This is a genomic window from Paenibacillus sp. JSM ZJ436 (assembly GCF_044383795.1).
Taxonomy (GTDB): Bacteria; Bacillota; Bacilli; order Paenibacillales; family Paenibacillaceae; genus Paenibacillus_AQ; species Paenibacillus_AQ algicola.
On record NZ_JBISEO010000002.1, the window covers coordinates 140,933 to 159,674 of the forward strand.

Sequence of the window (18,742 nt, forward strand, 5' to 3'; positions counted from 1 at the left end):
CCTAGTCTACATCCTTTCGGTGGAAATGAATCGCTCCTGCCAGGCCGATTAACGCACTCAGGACCAGGCCGGCTCCAATCACTTTGCCTTGTCCAGGACCCTGATAAGCCAGCAGCGGCCACTTCAGCGGAGCATAGTCCGGCAACTGGATGGCAAACAAGGACACAATCGCTGCCGTTACACCGATGCTGACAGGGATGCCTTGATTCTTGAGATGAATGGACATCCACAGCTGGATGGCAAGCAGCGGCAGCGTCCCCGCTAGCGGCGCGAAGCTAATCCGCAGAATGTCATAGACCGGCATCTCATTCACTGGCATTCCGAGCATGAGGCCCAGACCAATGATACCGACGAACAGCAGCGCACATGAGAAGCATAGCAATATACAAAGGACCACAAATTTTGAACTAAACACCGCGGTCCGGCTGATCGGCAAAGCCAGCAGCTGCTTCCAGGAGCTGTGCTGGTGCTCCACATTGGCCAGTAGCGAGCTGAGTAATGCCGATCCCAGAATGAGGGCAATGGGCACAAAGCTAAAGATGTTCTCCAGCAGACCGCCCCACATATCCGCAGCATAAGCCTTCATCAAGTAATCGAAACGCAGTCCGTAATTCAGCGCCTGCATGCCAATGAGTCCGATGGGACCAATCACGGCCAGCAGCCAGATGCCCTTCCCCCGGATCTTCAGCTCTTCCGCAAATAACGCCCGGCTCATCATAGGCTGTTTCCCTTTCCGACGATCTCCATAAAGATGTCCTCCAGCGACCTGCGCTTCTCCTCCACCCGGTATACCATATGGTGCTGTTCTACCAGCTGCCGAACGACATCGGCTACTTGGACATCCGGCATCGGTGCAAGGTCCAGCATACCGGCCCGCAGCCTGCCACGGCATCCCAGCTTCAAAGCGAGTCCCAGCGCATCTTCAGGATCAGATACGCTGAACGTAAAGCCCTCGGAGGCTTGGGATACCAGCTTACGTACGGTGTCCTGATAGACCAGTTTGCCTTCTCGAATAATCCCGACCCGGCCAGCCATTAATTCAATTTCGCTTAACAGGTGGCTGGATACGAGAACCGTGACCCCGTATCGCAGGGGCATGCTTACGATCAGCTCCCGAATCTCCTGAATGCCGGCCGGATCCAGCCCGTTCGTCGGCTCGTCCAGAATGAGCAGCTCAGGACTGCCCAGCAGCGAAGCGGCAATACCGAGCCGCTGCTTCATTCCAAGCGAATATCCTTTAACCGGCCTCTTGGCTTCCCGGGTCAGTGAGACCATGTCCAGCACCTCGTCAATCCGTTGTTTAGGCACCGCCAGAATGCGGCGAAGTGCTTCCAGATTTTCAACAGCGCTCAGATGTCCGTAATAAGAAGGGGACTCTACGAGCGAACCTGTCCGCCTTAAAATAGTCAGCTTTTCCTTCTTCAAATCCCGGCCGAATATCTCAATGACACCGTGTGTCGGCTGGATCAAGCCCAGCAGCATGCGGATGGTGGTCGTCTTCCCCGCCCCGTTCGGTCCCAGAAAACCGTAAATATCTCCCTTCGCAATCTGCAGATTCACCTGATCCACGACGGCACGCTTTTTGTACATTTTGGTCAGCCCTTTGGTTTCGATAACCCATTCAGCCACATTCATCACCTCGGAATTCACTTTAAAGCTCCAAGGTTAAATACCGGTTCCCTCCCTGTTTAAAATTAGGTTAAATTTCACGTCCTCCCTCACGTCCTGCTGGCTGCGACAACGTAAACACCGTCCCTTGCGTCCCGGATTGGATCTGACAGTCAATTTCCATTTCTTTCGCCAAAAAATGAACGATGGCCAGGCCTATTCCAGACCCCGTTCCCGGCGTTTTTGCATCCATTCCCGGACCCTTATCGCTGATCAACAGCGCCTGTACCCCGTTATCAAGCACGGTCCTATGAATGCCAATATAACCGCCGCCTTTAGCATGACGGACTACATTTTGGAACAGATTATCCAACAGACGCTTGAACCAGAGCTCGTCGATCCTCCACACCCAGGCTCCGTCCTGCAGCTCGATGTCCAGCTCAATCCCCTCCTTCTCCCAGAGAGGATACCAGGCCGCCGCGCATTCCCGAACGAGCCGCAAAAGGTCAAGAGGTTCCCGCTGCAGAAGCACTTTGCCGCTCGTCAGCAAGCTATAAGAGAGAAGATTGTCGATCAATGCTCCCAGGTCTTGGATTTTGGATTCCATCAGATGCAGTGATTTCCGGCCGTTGATTGACAAGGCTTCCTGCTCCATTGAAAAAATATGGCTGCGGATCACGGTCAGCGGAGTGCGGAGATCATGCGACAAGTTGGCAATCAGTGACTTCCGCAGCTCCGCCTCCTCCTGCTCCCGGTGCCTGCTTTTCGCCAGCTGCTCTACCATAGCGTTATAGCCAGCCTCCAGCTGACCAATCTCATCGGATCTGTTCATCACAACCGGCTGTGGCAGCGCATGGTCATTGGAGGAGGTCATCGCATCCCGAAGGCGAAGCAGCCTTTTACGAATTCGGACAAAAAACAGCCAGGAGATTACGATAAACATCAGGGCTATCAGCATGAGCAGAATGAAGTACAGGATGGACTCTCCGCTGCTATTGGCGCTCTGATAGAGATGTTTACGCGGAAGCTGAATAACCATAAAACCCTGGCTGCTGCTCCATTCGCCCCCTATAAAAGCGACAGAGGTAAAGGGATCTCCGTTCACCGCCCGCTTCATAAAAGCTACCGCCTCAACCGCTGACCACAGCGCTGGCACAGACTCCCCGTTCGAAAGCGTCAGCCGGGTCCGGTTCTCCCCATCTACCCAGAACATCGATGCCTCCGGATACATATCCTTCAGCTGGATGAGCCGCTCTTCAATCTCGGTGGGAGAAGCAGTATTCAATGCTTCTGCTTCCGCATGCCATAAAGTCTCCAGCTCCACTCCATTGGTGTAGCGCTCGTCCTTGGATACCGCTTGGTTCTGGATTAAATCGTTCACATACCCATACATCACGCCGCTCAACGGAAATACAATCGGTAAAAAGAGCATCGCAATGCATACAATCAGCAGATAGCGGGATGTGAGCGAGTTCCGGTAGCCTCTTCTCTTCCGCTGCCAAGGCAGCCGTGTCATGACCGCACCCTGTAGCCTAATCCACGCACAGTTTCGATAACGGTAGGAGCGGCAGGATCGTTTTCCAGCTTTTCACGCAAATATCGAATATGCACCATCAGGGTCTTGTCTCCTTCAATATAGGACTCCCCCCACACGGCCTCATAGATTTGCTCTTTGGTCATCACCCGGCCCTGATGGCGTAACAAGTACTTGAATATCTGAAACTGCTTGCCGGTAAGCATGACTTCTTCGCCGCTCTCGATATTCACCACCCGGTTCTCTTCCTCATATACCTTTAAGTGCTGCAGTCTGGCTGGCTCAGGGGAGGATACCGAGAAACGCCGCCGCAGCACTTCGATTCTGGCTGCCAGCTCATCCGGATGAAACGGTTTCGTGAGATAGTCGTCCGCGAACTGGAGACCTTCAAGCTTGTCATCAATGGAGGTTCGTGCCGTGAGCAGCAGGATCGGAAGACCGGGACAGGCTTTTTTCAAGCGCTGACCCACTGTAAAGCCGTCAAGTCCCGGCAGCATCACGTCCAGGATGGCCAGGCTGCAGTCTTTTGCGCTCTCTATAGCCCGCTCACCGCTTCTCAGCCACACAACGCTGTACCCTCTTTCTTGCAAAAAGCTGCTGACCCACTGGGCAATATCGCGATCATCTTCTATGTATAACAAGCTTCTGTTCACTTGAGTTGATCCTCCTTCATCTCACCATCTGCTATGCATTATAGCATGCACGTAAAGATGACTACCTTGTGAGCTGATTACTGGCTCAGCGCAACATCAAAAAGAGCCTGACTCTCCTTGCGCACTGAGTCAGGCTCCTTCCATTATTCCAGCACTACCGTGGTGTATCCCGGCAGGGTCAGCTCACGGCCCTGCAGCACCGCTTGCTCCGAGGTGGAGCGGGACAGCGTTGTGAAGCCGCCGGCTGCAGCTTCATCGAGCGTAATCCGGACCTCGGCTCCTGACAGGTTATGCATCACGAGCGCCTGCAGCTTCTCCGTGCTTCGGGTATATGCCATGACGCTGCCATGACCAGAGGCGTACTGTCCGATGTTTCCGTCCCGCAGCGCAGGAAGGTCGTTGCGCCAGCGAATAAGATTTCGGTAGCGTACCAGCAAAGAGTCTTCACGCTGCAGCTGCTCACTGACCCCCTCCGTGCGGCCGCTGCCATTGAAGGTCATCGGCTCCCAATTCGTCTGGGCAGCATCCTTCTCCCCGCTTGACCAGACCATGGGCTCACGAATGCGCTCATCCGGCTTCGCTCCCTGCATGCCGATCTCTTCGCCGTAATAGATGAATGGATTTCCTGGCAGCGTCAGCAGAATGCCGGCCGCCATCTTCGCTTGCTTCTCCTGATTCCGCAGCTGCGTCATCACCCGGTTCTGATCATGGTTCGCGAGGAATACCGCATCCGTAAACTGCCCCCCGGACACTTTGCTGAACAGGCCATAGGTCCGCTCCAGCGTAAAGGCCAGATTATTGTCTTTGCCGCTCTGAACGGCACTCAGAATTTTCTCCGCCAGGCCAAAGTTAAATCCGGAGTCAAACGCCTGATCGAGATACGGAGCAATGGAGGCCGCTGAATTCTCCCACACCTCGCCCACAATATATGCATCCGGATTCACCTCATCCATGCTTTTGCGGAAATCCTGCCACCAAGCGGTATTCTTGGCTGTGGTGCTTTCAGACTTATCTGCCGCCAGGTCCTCGTAAATATGCTTCGCTGCATCGAGGCGAAATCCATCCACACCCTGCTTCAGCCAGAACTGCCCGATGTCCTTCATTTCCTTCTGAACATCTGGATTGTTCAGGTTCAAATCCGGCATGCCGCCCCAAAAAATACCGAGGTAATGCGCTCCGTTCTTCTCATGCCATGGGTTGCCCCCACCGGCTGCGCTGACGCCGGTCGGCTCTTTCCCCTGATCCTCTGCCCATACATACCAGTCTCGTTGATCCGAGCTCACGTCTGATGAAGCTTCCAGAAACCAGGGATGCTCCACACTGGAGTGGTTCACGACCAGATCCATAATGATCTTGATTCCCCGCTTGTGTGCTTCGTCCATCAGGCGCCGGAAATCCTCCAGCGTGCCATACTCCGGATGAATATCCCGGTAGTCTGTGACATCATATCCATGATAGGACGGGGACGGATTAACCGGCATCAGCCAGATTCCGGTGACGCCAAGATCATCCGTCGTTTCGGGCTTGCCGTCGTTCAGGTAGTCCAGCTTGCTGATGATGCCGTTCAGATCCCCAATGCCATCTCCGTTCGAATCCGCAAAGGACCTCACAAAAATCTCATAATACACCTCGGACGGCTGTTCATCCACAGCTGCCGCCGCACCGCTTTCCTGTCCTTCTCCTGCTCCGGCACCGCCTTCAGCGGGAGCGGCCTTCTCTGCCGCCGGCTGCTCCACTGCCGTTCCCATCTCACCCTCCGGCTCTCCTGCTTCCTTCCCGCTGCCGCACCCCGTCACAATCCCGCCTGCCAGAAGGGCCGAGAGCGCCGCTGCCGCCCATTTTCGCGTTGCCTGTCTCTGTTTGCTCTTCACCGTCATCCCTTGTTCTTCCTTTCGCTATAAAATGGTGCAAACGATTGCTTAAACACATAGCTTCAGTCACTCATCAAGTCTTTCTTTCGCTGATTCAGCTTGAATAAGATCTCAAACCACCCTTTGTATCCGCTTTCTACTTTATGTTAATTCGCTTTCAATTCCATTTCTATCTTACCTTAATTCGCAATAATGTTAAACCGTTTGCACAAAATTTCTGTTGAAGTGCACCTGCACAATACCTCTCTATCTCATTCAATCACTTGAAATCGGCAGATTTCTTTGTTTTTCAAACGTTATCTTCCTGAACCGGACCCGTGCTGCATGTATTTACAAGTACCGGAATACGCGATAAGATAACAGTATGTAACCGTTTAATTTGTAAATGGGCATCAGCAAAGGCTGGGCAGTGACATCCTATTACAGCCGCTGTACATTCAATCGCTTGACTTCAGCTTCACTTTCAATCCATTTCAATGAGTGACTATAACTTAGGCAAACGGTTCCACCGGAGGAGGTTATCATGTCTGTAACAATTAAAGATGTTGCTAAAAAGGCGGGCGTATCTCCTTCCACGGTTTCCCGGGTGCTTTCCAATCATCCCAGAATCAGCAGAGAAACCTCTCGCCGCGTCAAGGATATTATGGAAGAGCTCGGCTACCACCCGAATATAATGGCCAAAAGCCTCGTTTCTAAAACGACCGAAAGCATTTGCGTGATCCTGCCCAAGCCCGCTGAGGAGCTGTTCCTCAACCTGTTCTTCATGGAGCTGATCCGGGGGATTGTAGCCCAGGCCAACCGCGCCGGGTATGATGTTCTGATCAGCTCGGGCGGCAATGAGAAGGAAGAGGTTGAAGCGGTATCGCGCCTGCTGCACGGGCGCCGGGTAGATGGGGCAATCCTGCTGTACTCCCGCCAGGACGACCCGGTCGTCAATTTTCTGAAGACTCATGATTATCCGTTCGTGCTGGTCGGTCGAAGCGACAGCTACCCCGATATTTTGTCCGTCGATACCGACAACGTGCAGGCTGCATATGATGCGACCCGGCATCTCATTGCTCAAGGGCATGAGCGGATCGGCTTTGTCAGCGGTCCTCCGAATCTGGTTGTGTCCAAGGACCGGCTTGAAGGGTACAATCGAGCACTGACTGATTGCGGAATTACATTGCGCAAGGACTGGATCGTCGAGGGAGAATTTCTGCAGGACAGCGGCTACCGAGCCATGTCCTTCTTTATGAATCTGCCGGAACGCCCGACAGCGCTCGTCATCGTGGATGACATTGTCTCATTCGGTGTTCTGCGCGGCCTGCATGAGCTGGGCTATAAGGTGCCGGAGGACGTATCTATTATAAGCTTTAACAACATTTCGCTCACGGAGCTGTCCACCCCGCCGCTAAGCAGTGTGGATATCGGCATTTACAATCTGGGCTATACCGCATCACAGGCGCTGATCCAGAACATTCGCCATGATGGAAGCTCGGTGCTGCCGAACCGCTATGTCATTCCGCACCGGCTTATGATTCGTGAATCGTCCATGTACTCTATGCCGAGATCGCTCTAGCCGGCATTCAGGCTGGCACAGCACGGCTGATCAAGAGACTGCCAGCCGATAAAGCAGCAGAATAATAGAAGCATATCAATGCTTCTATTATTTTTAAGGCTCGTTCAAACGTTTGCACATAAAAATAAATCTGATTTATGCGCCCGGCGAGCATACTATCCCTACAGGGTCGCCGGGATGAACATTGAAGGAGGAGAAACCTATGACACCGATTAAAGCCTGTCTGTTCGATCTGGACGGTGTTCTTGTAGATACCGCCAAATACCACTACATTGCCTGGAGGCAGCTCGCACAAGAGCTGGGCTTCACCTTTACGGAAGAAGATAACGAGCGGCTGAAGGGCGTTAGCCGCATGGCCTCGCTGGACATTCTGCTCAGCATCGGCGGACTGGAGCTGACGGAGGAGGAGAAGCTGCGACTGGCGGAGTCGAAGAATGAACGCTATGTGGAGTACATTTCGCGTATGGATGCCTCGGAGATTTTACCGGGTGCGCTGGAGCTGCTTCAAGCTCTGAGATCACAGGGCATCAAGGTCGCTCTCGGCTCCGCCAGCAAGAATGCCATGCGGATTCTGGACAACACGGGCCTCACCCCGTATTTTGACGCCATCGTGGACGGCAATAAGACCGTCAGCGCGAAGCCGGACCCCGAGGTATTTCTCTTGGGCGCCAAAGAGGTGGGCGTGCTGCCTGAGGAGGCGGTCGTCTTCGAGGATGCCGAGGCTGGGATTGAAGCTGCACGCCGCGCCGGGATGCGCAGCGTGGGGATCGGCTCGGCGGATCAGCTGGGCCAGGCGGACGTTGTGCTGTCCTCGCTGTCAGGCTTTTCTGTGAAGCAGCTTAAGGAATTGGAGCACCTCCCTGCTCCAAGATAAGCGCAGCTTGTGCTGCCGAGCTTTTTTTGCAGCCTGGATTTCGCAGATATGCAATTTGCCGATATGGCATAACATATACAATCTTATCATTCATAAAGGAGCCGTTGATCATGAAACAATATTTGAAACTGAACGAATGGTCGATTATCGAGGAAGGCTTTGACCCGCATAACCATGAAATTTCCGAAAGTATTTTTAGTATTGGTAACGGATATATGGGACAGCGCGCCAATTTCGAGGAGCAGTACAGCGGTCCATCGCTGCAAGGCAGCTATATGGCCGGTGTCTACTACCCCGACAAGACGCGCGTCGGCTGGTGGAAGAACGGGTACCCTGAATATTTTGCCAAGGTGCTGAACAGCACGAACTGGATCGGCATTGACGTTGAGATCGACGGGACGCCGCTGGATATATTCCAGTGCACCGTGAAGGATTTTGTGCGGACCTTGAACATGAAGGAAGGCGTGCTGTCCCGCAGCTTTACGGCGGTGCTGGAGGATGGCAAGGAGCTGAGAGTCTCCTCCTCCCGCTTCGTCAGCATCGTGCGCCATGAGATCGGCAGCATCCGTTATAGTGTGACCCCTCTGAATTTTGAAGGCACCCTGACCTTCACGCCTTACCTCGACGGTGACGTGAAGAACAAGGATTCCAACTATGACGAGAAATTCTGGCTGGAGGTGTTCCGCGAAGCCGGGGAGTCCACCTCCGTGCTGACGGTGAAGACGAAAAAGCTGGATTTCCATGTGACCTCTGCCATGACTTTTGAGGCGGCAAGAAGCGGCGAGAAGCTCACGCTCACACCTCAAGCCGTAGAGAAAGAGAAATATGTCGGCAGCCGCTTCAGCATTCAGGCTGGTCAGGGCCAGGAAGTTACGCTCTTTAAATATGTGGCCAATGTCACCTCGCGTGATCACGGTCTGGGCCAGCTGAGTGATCAGGCCCGCCATCTGCTGGAGCAGGCAGTTCAGGCCGGCTACAGTGAGCTGGAGCGCGAGCATAAGGCAGCCTGGCTCGACAAATGGAAGGAAAGCGATATTGTCATCGAGGGCGATGTTGCGGCGCAGCAGGCGATCCGGTTTAATATTTTTCAGCTGAACCAGACCTATAGCGGCGAGGACGACCGCCTGAACATCGGACCCAAGGGCTTCACCGGCGAGAAATACGGCGGCAGCACCTACTGGGATACCGAGGCTTACTGTCTGCCGTTCTATCTCAGCACGGCGGATGCCGGCATCTCGCGTAATCTGTTAATTTACCGCTACAAGCACCTGGAAAAAGCTAAAGAAAACGCGAAGAAGCTGGGCTTCACCAAAGGCGCGCTGTACCCAATGGTGACGATGAACGGCGAGGAGTGCCACAATGAGTGGGAAATTACGTTTGAGGAAATCCACCGTAACGGCGCGATTGCTTATGCCATTTATAATTATGTGAATTACACAGGGGATACGGCGTACCTGGGCCAATACGGCCTGGAGGTGCTGGCGGAAATTTCACGCTTCTGGGAGCAGCGTGTCCAGTATTCTGAGGCGAAGCAGCAGTATGTAATGCTCGGTGTTACCGGACCGAACGAATATGAGAATAACGTCAATAACAACTGGTACACAAACCGCATTGCGTCCTGGACGATGGAGTATACGCTGGAGGTGCTGGAGCAGCTGCAGCGCGAGGAGCCGGAGCGTTATGGAGAGCTGATCTCCAAGCTGGAGCTGAAGGACGAGGAAACGACTCAATGGCGTCATATCATCGACAAGATGTACTATCCGGAGGATGCAGAGCGCGGCATTTTCCTGCAGCAGGACGGCTTCCTGGACAAAGAGCTGCTGCCGGTGAAGAGCCTCGATCCTGCTCACCTGCCCCTGAATCAGAAATGGTCATGGGACCGCATTCTGCGCTCTGTGTATATCAAGCAGGCCGATGTGCTGCAGGGACTGTTCTTCCTGGGAGACCGATATGATCTGGAGACGAAAAAACGGAACTTCGATTTCTATGAGCCGTTCACCGTCCATGAATCCTCGCTCTCCCCATGTGTCCACTCCATTCTGGCCTGCGAGCTGGGATATCAGGAGAAGGCGTATGAGATGTACCTGCGTACGGCGCGCCTGGATCTGGACAACTACAACAACGATACCGAAGACGGCTGCCATACGACCAGCATGGCAGGCACCTGGATGTCGGTCGTTCACGGCTTCGGCGGCTTGAAGGTAAGGGACGGCGTCCTGCACCTAGATCCGTTTGTTCCCGGACACTGGACCTCCTTCTCCTTCAAGGTGATGTTCCGCGGCGCCCGCCTGAATGTCAAGGTGAGCGAGCAGGACATCGTCATCCTGAACGAAACCGATACGGCAGTTACACTGAAGGCGGCCGGCCAGGACTTCCATCTGGAGGGCCGCGGTGAAGCCAAGGCTTCCCGTACGGTGAAGGCAGGCAGCTAGGATTGTTCTTTTCTCCTCTGCTCCCGATCCGAGCAGACATCCGGGCATTCAGCCCCTAACCAACTAAAAGGGGCTGTCCCAAAAGTAGATTCTTGTTTAACGAGGCAGCTCGCTTGAGTGAGATATGAAGCAAAAATAAAGACATGGTGGGGTCAGGGAGGTTATTCCAGCACCGCCATGAAACCGCTCCTTTTTAGATGGTTGCTAGACACTTCCATTCTACTAAAGGGCGGTTTCTTTGTGTTACCTGTGTTTTGGGGGCAATAGCGAGGGGAGGAACGTTTCGTACGCGGAGCATCTCGCAACAACAAACGAGGCCATCCCCCAAGACCCTAGATCTTGTGGGACAGCCTCTTTGGTGCTGTAATTATTGTTCCCTTACCGAAGCAGCTGAACAAGCCGCTGCAGCGCTGCCGGATAGATCGGTGCCAGCAGGCTGTGATCCATCCGCACGGCTGAGCCGTAGTGAACCTCCTGGACCCCGGTCTGCCGGAGAAATGCTCTGATCCCGTCCACTTGCAGCCCGCCGCCCGCCAAGATCGCAAGCGCAGTGCCGTGAGCGGCCTCAACCAGCTGCTTGAGCCGGGACACAGACTGAAAGGCGGGCAGGCGGCCGCCTGCAGTCAGCACCCGGGTCACCTGGGGATACTTCAGCAGCACCTGAATCCCTGACAAGGGATCCTCCAGCTCATCAAAAGCCCGGTGAAACGTCACCTGCAGCTCTCCTGTCCGGGCCAGCAGCCTCTGAAGACCCTCCTCGTCAATGATTCCTTCCGGAGTCAGCAGGCCGAGCACAATGCCTTGGGCACCGGCTTCAGAGATCGCCTGGATCTCCTCCATCATCGTCTCCAGATCTGCCTCGCTGTAGATAAAGCTCCGGCTGTGCGGCCGAACCATCACATGCACCGGAATATCGACGCGGCGCAGCACCTGGCGGACCAGGCCAATTCCCGGCGTCAGTCCGCCTTCTGTCACGGCCGTAATCAGCTCCAGCCGGTCTGCGCCGTGCTGCTGTGCGAGCAGCGCATCCTCTACGGTGGATGCAATGACTTCCAGCTTGACCCTCATGCTCAGGTTGCCTTGCGTGTACGGTTGTAATCCAGCGGCGGCTGCGGAGAAGGCTTGCCGAACAGATAGCCCTGTGCCAGATCCATGCCGATCTCGCGCGCGAATTGAAACTCCTCCGGTCGTTCAATCCCTTCGGCCAGCACATAGGCTCCGAAGCCCTTGGCCGTCTCTGTAATGATCCGCAGCTTCTGCTGCTTCTCCCCGCTTTCATCACAGCGGTCAATCAGGCTGCGGTCAATCTTGACATAATCAGGCTTCAAAAGCACCATCTGCTCCAGTGTCGAGTAGCCGGAGCCGACATCGTCCATCGCAACGGAAATGCCATTGCGCCGGTAAACCTCAAAGATGGATTGAAGATGCCGGGCATTGTCCACCTTTTCAGTCTCGACCACCTCAAATACAAAGTCCGCCGGATCAAGATTCAAGCGGTTAATCGCTTGGAACGTATGAGTCAGACAATAGTCGGGATTATAAATGGATGAGGGCAGAAAGTTCACAAATCTCTTGATGCCGTTTGGCAGCCACATCGCGCTCGTCTCAATCGCCGAAATCCGGGCGGAGCGGTCGAGGAACGAGTGCAGGCCCGTCTCCCGCGCAGTGTCGAAGAGCTGATAAGGCTGGAAGGGCGTCCCGCCCTCCCGGGGACGGAGCAGGAACTCATAGGCGACAATCCCGCCGCTGCGGTCGACAATGGGCTGCATGAAGCTGGTAAACTGCTGCTCGGTAATAATCTGCACAACGTCAAAATGCTTCAGGCGTTCCTCAAACTGACGCAAAGGAATCCACTTCTCCCGAATGGGCCGAACCTTTTTGCCGGTAATCATCAGATCCAGCTCTTCTCTCTGGCCAACAGACAGCTTCTTCATGGACTGCATCAGAAACAGGACGTCCTCCCGGCTATGGTAAGCTACCATGCACCGGCCTTCATGCTCGCGCACAGCTAGCCCGCCGCTCTCCAACAGCAGGGTCACTTCCGTTAATGCCGGACGTATATAAACGTATCCTTCATCCTCAATCGGTTCTGGTATGGAGCAGCTATCGCATTGCATCGTATTCCTCCTAGGCAGATCGTTTATATATTTTTTTATCGACACAATCCCTCATAAATATTTAAAACCGGTTAGGTCTTAAGGATTAATTATGTATAACCTAATCATACTTATTGCCCAGCAGGATGTAAAGTTTTAACTATAACTTGAAAAAAGACCTGCATATGCAGGCCTTTCCTTTGTCGAATCTTCGCTATTGATTAATCGCTGCTTACTTCTCCCATACCTGCAGCTCCCCGCCGTGAGGGGTATACTCAATGCGCTGCGCCTCGATTTCAAGAATGACATAATCCGGATCATCCGGACCGCTGAACCAGCGTTTGAAATCCTCGTTCCACAACTCATTGCGCAGCTGCTCCTGCTTGGTAACGCGGGCGAGGCCCTGCAGCTCGATCACGTCTTTGGAGCCGCCCTCTTCATAGCCGGCCAGGACGTAAACGTTCGGATTCTCCTCCAGCTCTTCTACCTTGTGAGTCTTGCGGTCTGTCGCCAGGTGCAGGTTCACTCCATCATGAAACAGTGCCATATATCGAACCTTGGGCTTGTTGCCCTCCACGGTCGCGAATGAGCAAAATTTGTTGTGGTTCAGCGCTTCAGCAATCTTCTTCTCTAATGTAGTATGGTCCATCATGCATGGCTCCTTTCCAAAATAGACATCGTATCTATAGTGTACCCGTTTGCCCGGATATGAACCTTGACAGTGCGATTTGACATGCTATGCTTGGGCTTGTTGGTTCATTCAGATTTTAGGAGGCGGCACTCATGGCAAAAAAACGACTGGATCATGTCGGTATTATGGTGCGTGACATGGATCGGAGCATTTCTTTTTACACCTCGGTCATCGGACTGGAGCTGAAAGGAAGAATGATGCATAGCAACGGCGTCATCGAGCTTGCATTCCTTGGCTTCCAGGGCGACGAGGAGACAGAGGTCGAGCTCATTCAAGGCTATAACGACAATCTTCCGGAGGAAGGCAAGGTGCATCACTTTGCAGTCAGCACCGACGACATTGAAGAGGAATACGCACGCGTAAAGGGATTGAACGTTCCACAGCTGGATGAGGACATCGTTACGTTGCCGAACGGAAGCCGTTATTTCTTTTTTCAGGGACCTGAAGGCGAGCGCATCGAATTCTTCCAGAGGTAACGCTTCCTTATAAAAGGTGAGCTTGCTGGACAAGCGGAAACCTGCAGGTCTATAATTACTCGTAATCATCAAAAACATGCAGTCCAACTTCATCATCCCACGGGGAGCTGGGAATCGGCCGGCTGAGATTGTGTCCCTTACTGACACTGACCCTTGAACCTGATCTGGGTAATGCCAGCGTAGGTAACTTGCAGCGGCCAGCTATTGAAGCTTGGCTTGGAACCTGTTCTGCTGTGAACCGCCCCGCTGACGCGGGGCGTTTTTGTTAGGATTCAGATTCATAGGTTGAAGAGTGGGACTGCCCAAAAGGAGAGAAGCTTCATGATCAAGCATCCGAGATGGCTCGCACTGCTCATCTGCAGCCTGCTTCTGTTTATAGCCGGCTGCGGAAATGTACAGAAGGAAGCATCGAATGAAGGAGAACAGAGCCCTGCCGGCAGCCCGGCGCAGCAAAGTGACGTTACGCTGATGCTCGACTGGACCGCCAACACGAATCATACCGGCCTGTATGCGGCCCGGGATTTAGGCTATTACGAGGAAGAAGGTCTCAACGTCAGCATTGTCCAGCCTGGGGCCGGCGGGACTGACGCCATGGTAGCTGCAGGTCAGGCCGAGTTTGGCGTCAGCTATCAGGAGAGTGTCACCCTGGCCCGGACACAAGACGTGCCTCTGGTATCTATTGCCGCTGTAATACAGCATAATACCTCCGGCTTTGCTGCTCCGGTGGACCGTAATATGAAGACTGCGGCTGATTTTGAAGGCAAGAAGTACGGCGGCTGGGGCTCCCCGGTCGAAGAAGCGGTCATGAAATCCATGATGGATCAAGAGGGCGCTGACGTCAGCAAGGTCCAGATGATTAATCTGGGAGATGCGGATTATTTTACGGCGGTGAAGCGGGATATTGATTTTGCCTGGATCTTCTACGCGTGGACAGGCATTGAAGCCGAGCTTCGCGGAGAGCCGCTGGATATGATCTACGTGAAGGATTACTCTGAAGCTCTCGATTACTACACCCCTGTGCTCGTCACCAGCGAGGACCTAATTGCACAGCAGCCGGAGCTGGTAAAGGCCTTTATGCGTGCAACCGCGAAGGGCTATCAATACGCGATCGACCAGCCGGAGGCTGCGGCAGCTCTGCTGTCCAAAGCGGTACCGGAGCTGGATCAGGAGCTCGTCTTAGCGAGCCAGAAGTGGCTCAGCCCGAAATATCAGGATGATGCCGCCCGCTGGGGCGAGCAGAAGGCCGAGGTTTGGAAGGGCTATGCAGACTGGATGTTTGAGCGCGAGCTGCTGGACAAGCAGATTGAAGCAGACCAGACGTTCACGAATGATTTTCTGCCTTAACTGCCTTTAGGATAATGACAATATAGGAAGGATGAGATCTAATGGCTACTACCCTGCTGAGCATTCAGGTCATTCCCAAGACGCCGGACGGACGCGACAGCATCCCGTTCGTCGATGAAGCGATCAAGGTTATTCAGCGCTCCGGCGTGAAATATGAGGTACACGCCCTGGAGACAACTCTGGAGGGCGAGCTGCCCCAGCTGCTCCAGATTGTGAACGAGATTCACGAGGCTTTGCTTCAGGCTGGCTGTCCCGGCGTCATCTCCCAGGTCAAAATTGCCCAATATCCCTCAGGCATCAGTATGGATCAGCTAACGGAGAAATACCGCCCATGAACATGTGGTGGAGAAGCGTGTGGCCGCCCGTTGTGGCGGTCCTTCTCTTTTTGGGGGCATGGCAGCTGGCTGTTGTATGGCTAGGGGTCGAGTCCTGGATTCTGCCTTCTCCTGCCGGCATTGCCCAGGAGGCTGTGAGTGGAGCACCCGGACTGGTTGGACATACAATGGCCACGCTGCGCCTGACGCTCTCCGGGTTTGCCATCGGCACGGCGGTGGGACTTGCCCTTGCACTGCTGCTGCATCTGGTACCCTGGCTTCGCACGGCCCTATATCCCCTGCTTGTGATCAGTCAGAATGTACCGACGATTGCGCTGGCTCCGCTGCTGATGATCTGGTTCGGCTTCGGCCTGCTCCCGAAGATCATCGTCATTACACTCGTCTGCTTTTTTCCGGTCGCCGTTGCTGCCCTGGACGGACTTTCCCGAAGTGATGTAATGATGATGAATTACATGAAAATGGCCGGCGCCGGAAGATGGCAGACCTTTACCAAGCTGGAGCTGCCCCATGCACTGCCGGCCCTGTTCTCCGGTCTGCGGATTGCCGCTACCTATTCTGTCATGGGAGCTGTGATCGGAGAGTGGATCGGCTCGAACAAGGGCATCGGCTACTACATGCTGCTCCAAAGATCGGCTTATCGGACAGACCGGGTCTTCGTTGCCATTGCCATCATTGTACTGCTCAGCCTTATCATGGTAGGGCTGATCGCTCTGCTAGAGAAGCGCCTGGTCCGATGGGGCCACAATAACCGGGATGACCATGATCACGAATCACGCCAGGAGGTGAGCGTATGACCAGCAAGCGGCAGGAGCATTCAAACCGGGAGCAGCCTGACACGCAGGCCCCCGCTCTAGAAGTAAAGGGCATTCACAAGACGTTCCACAGCCGCCGCCAACGTGTTCAGGTGCTAGAAGGGATTAGCCTCACTGTTCAGCCGGGGCAGTTCGTGTCCATGATCGGACCTTCGGGCAGTGGCAAAAGCACCCTGTTCCATGTGATCGGCGGGCTGATCCACCCCGACCAAGGCAGCATTATGATGCATGACGAGGAGGTGACCGGCTCCAAGGGCAGAGTGGCCTACATGCCGCAGCAGCCAGCCTTGTTTCCTTGGCGGACTACGCTGGACAACATCATTCTGCCTCGTGAGCTTGCCGGAATGTCCCGCGAGCAGGCCCGAGCGGAAGCCGCCCGCCTGATGGAACACGCCGGCCTGCACGGGTTCGAGCAGGCATTTCCCGAGACGCTGTCGGGCGGAATGCAGCAGCGTGCCGCATTTCTGCGCGCACTGATGAGCCCGCAGGAGCTCATGTGCCTCGATGAGCCCTTCAGTGCGCTGGATGCACTGACACGCAGCGACATGCAGCGCTGGCTGCTGGATCTGTGGGAGGAGCATCGCCGCTCCGTATTGATGATCACGCATCACATTGAGGAAGCGCTGCTGCTGTCGGACGTCATCTATGTCCTCTCCCGGCGGCCGGCGCAGATTCTGAAGACCATTCATGTCCCGTTTCCGCGGCCTCGAAGCGAGGAGCTGCTCCTGGATCCGGACTTTCTTTCATTAAAGCAAGAGCTCGCCGAAACGATGCGGCATGAGATACACAGGTAGCAAGCCTGCGATCGGCACATTCATAGAAGGAAAAGAAGGAGGCAAATCTCCCATGCAATCATCTTACATCGATACTCATATTCATCTGGACGCTTACTCAGCAGAGGCGCAGGGTACTATTCTGGCGGAGCTGGCCGGCTGCGGCGTGACCTCGTTAATCAGTGTTTCCATGGGGCTGGAATCTGCCCGAAGCAATCTTCTGCTCTCACGTCAGCATGCCTCGGTGAAGCCGGCCTTCGGCTTCCATCCCGAACAGCCTCTTCCAACGGCGGAAGAGGCTGATGAGCTGTTCTTATTTATGGAGCATCATCTGAAGGATATGGCCGCGGTAGGCGAGGTGGGCTTGCCTTACTATACCCGAATCGAGGCTGAAGCCCGGGGGGAAATCTGGGACAACCGGCCCTATGAGCAGCTCCTGGAGCGATTTATCGCATTTGCTGCCAAGCACAGCAAGCCGATTGTGCTTCATGCCGTGTATGAGGATGCGGATGTAGCCTATGCTCTCCTGGAAAAACACGGCATGCTGGCTGCTGCGCACTTCCACTGGTTTAAAGGCAGCGCCGATACCATCGAGCGGCTTGCGCAGGGCGGCTCCTTTATCTCCTTCACCCCGGATCTTCTCTATGAGGAGGACATTCAGGAGCTCGCCAGGCGCTACCCCGCAGAGCAGGTCATGACCGAGACGGACGGGCCTTGGCCATTCGAGGGCCCCTTCGCCGGCCGTCTGACCCATCCCTGCATGACTGCTGAGGTTGCAGCGGCCTGGGCGGAAATTACCGGCATAGAGGCTCAGTCCGCAGTAGAGCTGCTTTACCGCAACGCCCTCAGGTTCTACCGACTGGAGGAAGCCGCTGCAGGATCAGAGTTCAATACCCTCTCAGGCAAGTCGATGGACAAGGACACCGGACAGTGATCACTGCCGTGTACACTGCAATGGATATCGGCGTCTAGCAGCTGATCTGCAAGAGAGGCCGAGACGAGAAAATAATCAATTCTCCAGCCAATATTCCGCTCCCTTACCTTCGGCATATAAGACCACCAGCTGTAGACGTCGCCTCTGTCCGGATACAGGTGCCGGAATGTATCCAGAAAGCCGGCGCCTAGCAGCTCGGTCATTTTCCCCCGTTCCTCCAGGGTGAAGCCGGAGTTGCCCAGGTTGGCTCTGGCGTTCTTCAGGTCGAGCTCCTGATGGGCAACATTGAGATCTCCGCATACAATGACCGGCTTGCTAGCGTTCAGCTGCAGCAGATAGCGGCGGAACCGATCCTCCCACTCCAGCCGGTATGGCAGACGGCTCAAATCTCTCCTGGCATTCGGCGTATACACATTAACAAGGAAAAAGCTTTCAAATTCAAGAGTCAGCATCCGCCCTTCCGGCTCATGATCCTCTTCCATCCCATAGCGTACCGACAGCGGCGTAAGACGGCTGAATACAGCCGTCCCGGAATAGCCCTTCTGTTCTGCGTAGTTCCAGTACTGTAGATACTCCGGCCCCAAGTCCAGCTCAATCTGCCCTGCCTGCAGCTTGCTTTCCTGCAGGCAGAACAGGTCGGCATCCAACTCTCTGAACACGTCCATAAACCCTTTCTTCACACAGGCCCGCAGGCCATTCACATTCCAAGATACAAGCTTCAACTGCGATGTCCCCCTGATCTGGCAGC

General features: G+C 54.5%; 18 protein-coding genes. 9 read left to right on the forward strand and 9 right to left on the reverse strand.

The features are described from left to right. Window position 1 precedes the first annotated feature (1 nt). From ACH6EH_RS02990 to ACH6EH_RS03010, 5 genes are all read right to left on the reverse strand, one after another. A complete protein-coding gene (locus ACH6EH_RS02990; RefSeq protein WP_397331053.1) occupies window positions 2–718 on the reverse strand; it encodes an ABC transporter permease in 717 nt (238 codons plus the stop codon). Continuing rightward, complete coding sequence (locus ACH6EH_RS02995; RefSeq protein ID WP_397331252.1) at window positions 715–1,635, reverse strand: ABC transporter ATP-binding protein; 921 nt, start codon at window positions 1,633–1,635, stop codon at window positions 715–717. The genes ACH6EH_RS02990 and ACH6EH_RS02995 overlap by 4 nt, the downstream gene beginning before the upstream one ends. 64 nt (window positions 1,636–1,699) lie before the next feature. Next, the gene (locus ACH6EH_RS03000; protein ID WP_397331054.1) at window positions 1,700–3,124 is read right to left on the reverse strand and encodes a sensor histidine kinase; all 1,425 of its coding nucleotides are present in this window, start codon (window positions 3,122–3,124) and stop codon (window positions 1,700–1,702) included. Beyond that, the gene (locus ACH6EH_RS03005; protein WP_397331055.1) at window positions 3,121–3,795 is read right to left on the reverse strand and encodes a response regulator transcription factor; all 675 of its coding nucleotides are present in this window, start codon (window positions 3,793–3,795) and stop codon (window positions 3,121–3,123) included. Before ACH6EH_RS03005 ends, ACH6EH_RS03000 begins: the two co-directional genes overlap by 4 nt. Window positions 3,796–3,938: 143 nt before the next feature. Continuing rightward, complete coding sequence (locus ACH6EH_RS03010) at window positions 3,939–5,672, reverse strand: alpha-amylase family glycosyl hydrolase (protein ID WP_397331056.1); 1,734 nt, start codon at window positions 5,670–5,672, stop codon at window positions 3,939–3,941. Between the two features lie 517 nt (window positions 5,673–6,189). On the opposite strand from ACH6EH_RS03010, the gene ACH6EH_RS03015 reads away from it, so the two are divergent. From ACH6EH_RS03015 to ACH6EH_RS03025, 3 genes are all read left to right on the forward strand, one after another. Continuing rightward, complete coding sequence (locus ACH6EH_RS03015; protein ID WP_397331057.1) at window positions 6,190–7,227, forward strand: LacI family DNA-binding transcriptional regulator; 1,038 nt, start codon at window positions 6,190–6,192, stop codon at window positions 7,225–7,227. A 202-nt stretch (window positions 7,228–7,429) separates the two neighbouring features. Further along, on the forward strand, window positions 7,430–8,101 hold the full coding sequence (gene pgmB, locus ACH6EH_RS03020; RefSeq protein WP_397331058.1) for a beta-phosphoglucomutase: 672 nt from the start codon (window positions 7,430–7,432) through the stop codon (window positions 8,099–8,101). A 110-nt stretch (window positions 8,102–8,211) separates the two neighbouring features. Then, entirely contained in the window at window positions 8,212–10,533 is a 2,322-nt protein-coding gene (locus ACH6EH_RS03025; RefSeq protein WP_397331059.1) for a glycoside hydrolase family 65 protein, read from the forward strand. Between the two features lie 378 nt (window positions 10,534–10,911). On the opposite strand, the gene ACH6EH_RS03030 is transcribed toward ACH6EH_RS03025, so the two are convergent. From ACH6EH_RS03030 to ACH6EH_RS03040, 3 genes are all read right to left on the reverse strand, one after another. Further along, the gene (locus tag ACH6EH_RS03030) at window positions 10,912–11,601 is read right to left on the reverse strand and encodes a copper homeostasis protein CutC (protein WP_397331060.1); all 690 of its coding nucleotides are present in this window, start codon (window positions 11,599–11,601) and stop codon (window positions 10,912–10,914) included. Between the two features lie 2 nt (window positions 11,602–11,603). Further along, complete coding sequence (locus ACH6EH_RS03035) at window positions 11,604–12,650, reverse strand: EAL domain-containing protein (RefSeq protein ID WP_397331061.1); 1,047 nt, start codon at window positions 12,648–12,650, stop codon at window positions 11,604–11,606. Between the two features lie 211 nt (window positions 12,651–12,861). Then, a complete protein-coding gene (locus tag ACH6EH_RS03040; RefSeq protein ID WP_397331253.1) occupies window positions 12,862–13,278 on the reverse strand; it encodes a pyridoxamine 5'-phosphate oxidase family protein in 417 nt (138 codons plus the stop codon). A gap of 134 nt (window positions 13,279–13,412) precedes the next feature. On the opposite strand from ACH6EH_RS03040, the gene ACH6EH_RS03045 reads away from it, so the two are divergent. The 6 genes from ACH6EH_RS03045 (at window position 13,413) to ACH6EH_RS03070 (ending at window position 17,994) form a co-directional block, all read left to right on the forward strand. Next, the gene (locus tag ACH6EH_RS03045; RefSeq protein ID WP_397331062.1) at window positions 13,413–13,796 is read left to right on the forward strand and encodes a VOC family protein; all 384 of its coding nucleotides are present in this window, start codon (window positions 13,413–13,415) and stop codon (window positions 13,794–13,796) included. Between the two features lie 324 nt (window positions 13,797–14,120). Continuing rightward, window positions 14,121–15,140 carry an ABC transporter substrate-binding protein gene (locus ACH6EH_RS03050; RefSeq protein ID WP_397331254.1) on the forward strand — a complete coding sequence of 340 codons (1,020 nt, stop codon included), beginning with the start codon at window positions 14,121–14,123 and terminating at the stop codon, window positions 15,138–15,140. 41 nt (window positions 15,141–15,181) lie between these two features. Next, window positions 15,182–15,475: an MTH1187 family thiamine-binding protein gene (locus ACH6EH_RS03055; RefSeq protein ID WP_397331063.1), complete on the forward strand. Its 294-nt coding sequence runs from the start codon at window positions 15,182–15,184 to the stop codon at window positions 15,473–15,475. Then, window positions 15,472–16,269, forward strand: coding sequence for an ABC transporter permease (locus tag ACH6EH_RS03060; RefSeq protein WP_397331064.1), 798 nt, complete (start codon window positions 15,472–15,474; stop codon window positions 16,267–16,269). Before ACH6EH_RS03055 ends, ACH6EH_RS03060 begins: the two co-directional genes overlap by 4 nt. Continuing rightward, window positions 16,266–17,081, forward strand: a complete 816-nt coding sequence (locus ACH6EH_RS03065; protein WP_397331065.1) for an ABC transporter ATP-binding protein — start codon at window positions 16,266–16,268, stop codon at window positions 17,079–17,081. The genes ACH6EH_RS03060 and ACH6EH_RS03065 overlap by 4 nt, the downstream gene beginning before the upstream one ends. A gap of 52 nt (window positions 17,082–17,133) precedes the next feature. After that, a complete protein-coding gene (locus ACH6EH_RS03070; protein ID WP_397331066.1) occupies window positions 17,134–17,994 on the forward strand; it encodes a TatD family hydrolase in 861 nt (286 codons plus the stop codon). Here ACH6EH_RS03070 and ACH6EH_RS03075 read toward each other — a convergent pair. Further along, window positions 17,913–18,716, reverse strand: coding sequence for an exodeoxyribonuclease III (locus ACH6EH_RS03075; RefSeq protein ID WP_397331067.1), 804 nt, complete (start codon window positions 18,714–18,716; stop codon window positions 17,913–17,915). The genes ACH6EH_RS03070 and ACH6EH_RS03075 overlap by 82 nt on opposite strands. Between the last annotated feature and the right edge of the window lie 26 nt (window positions 18,717–18,742).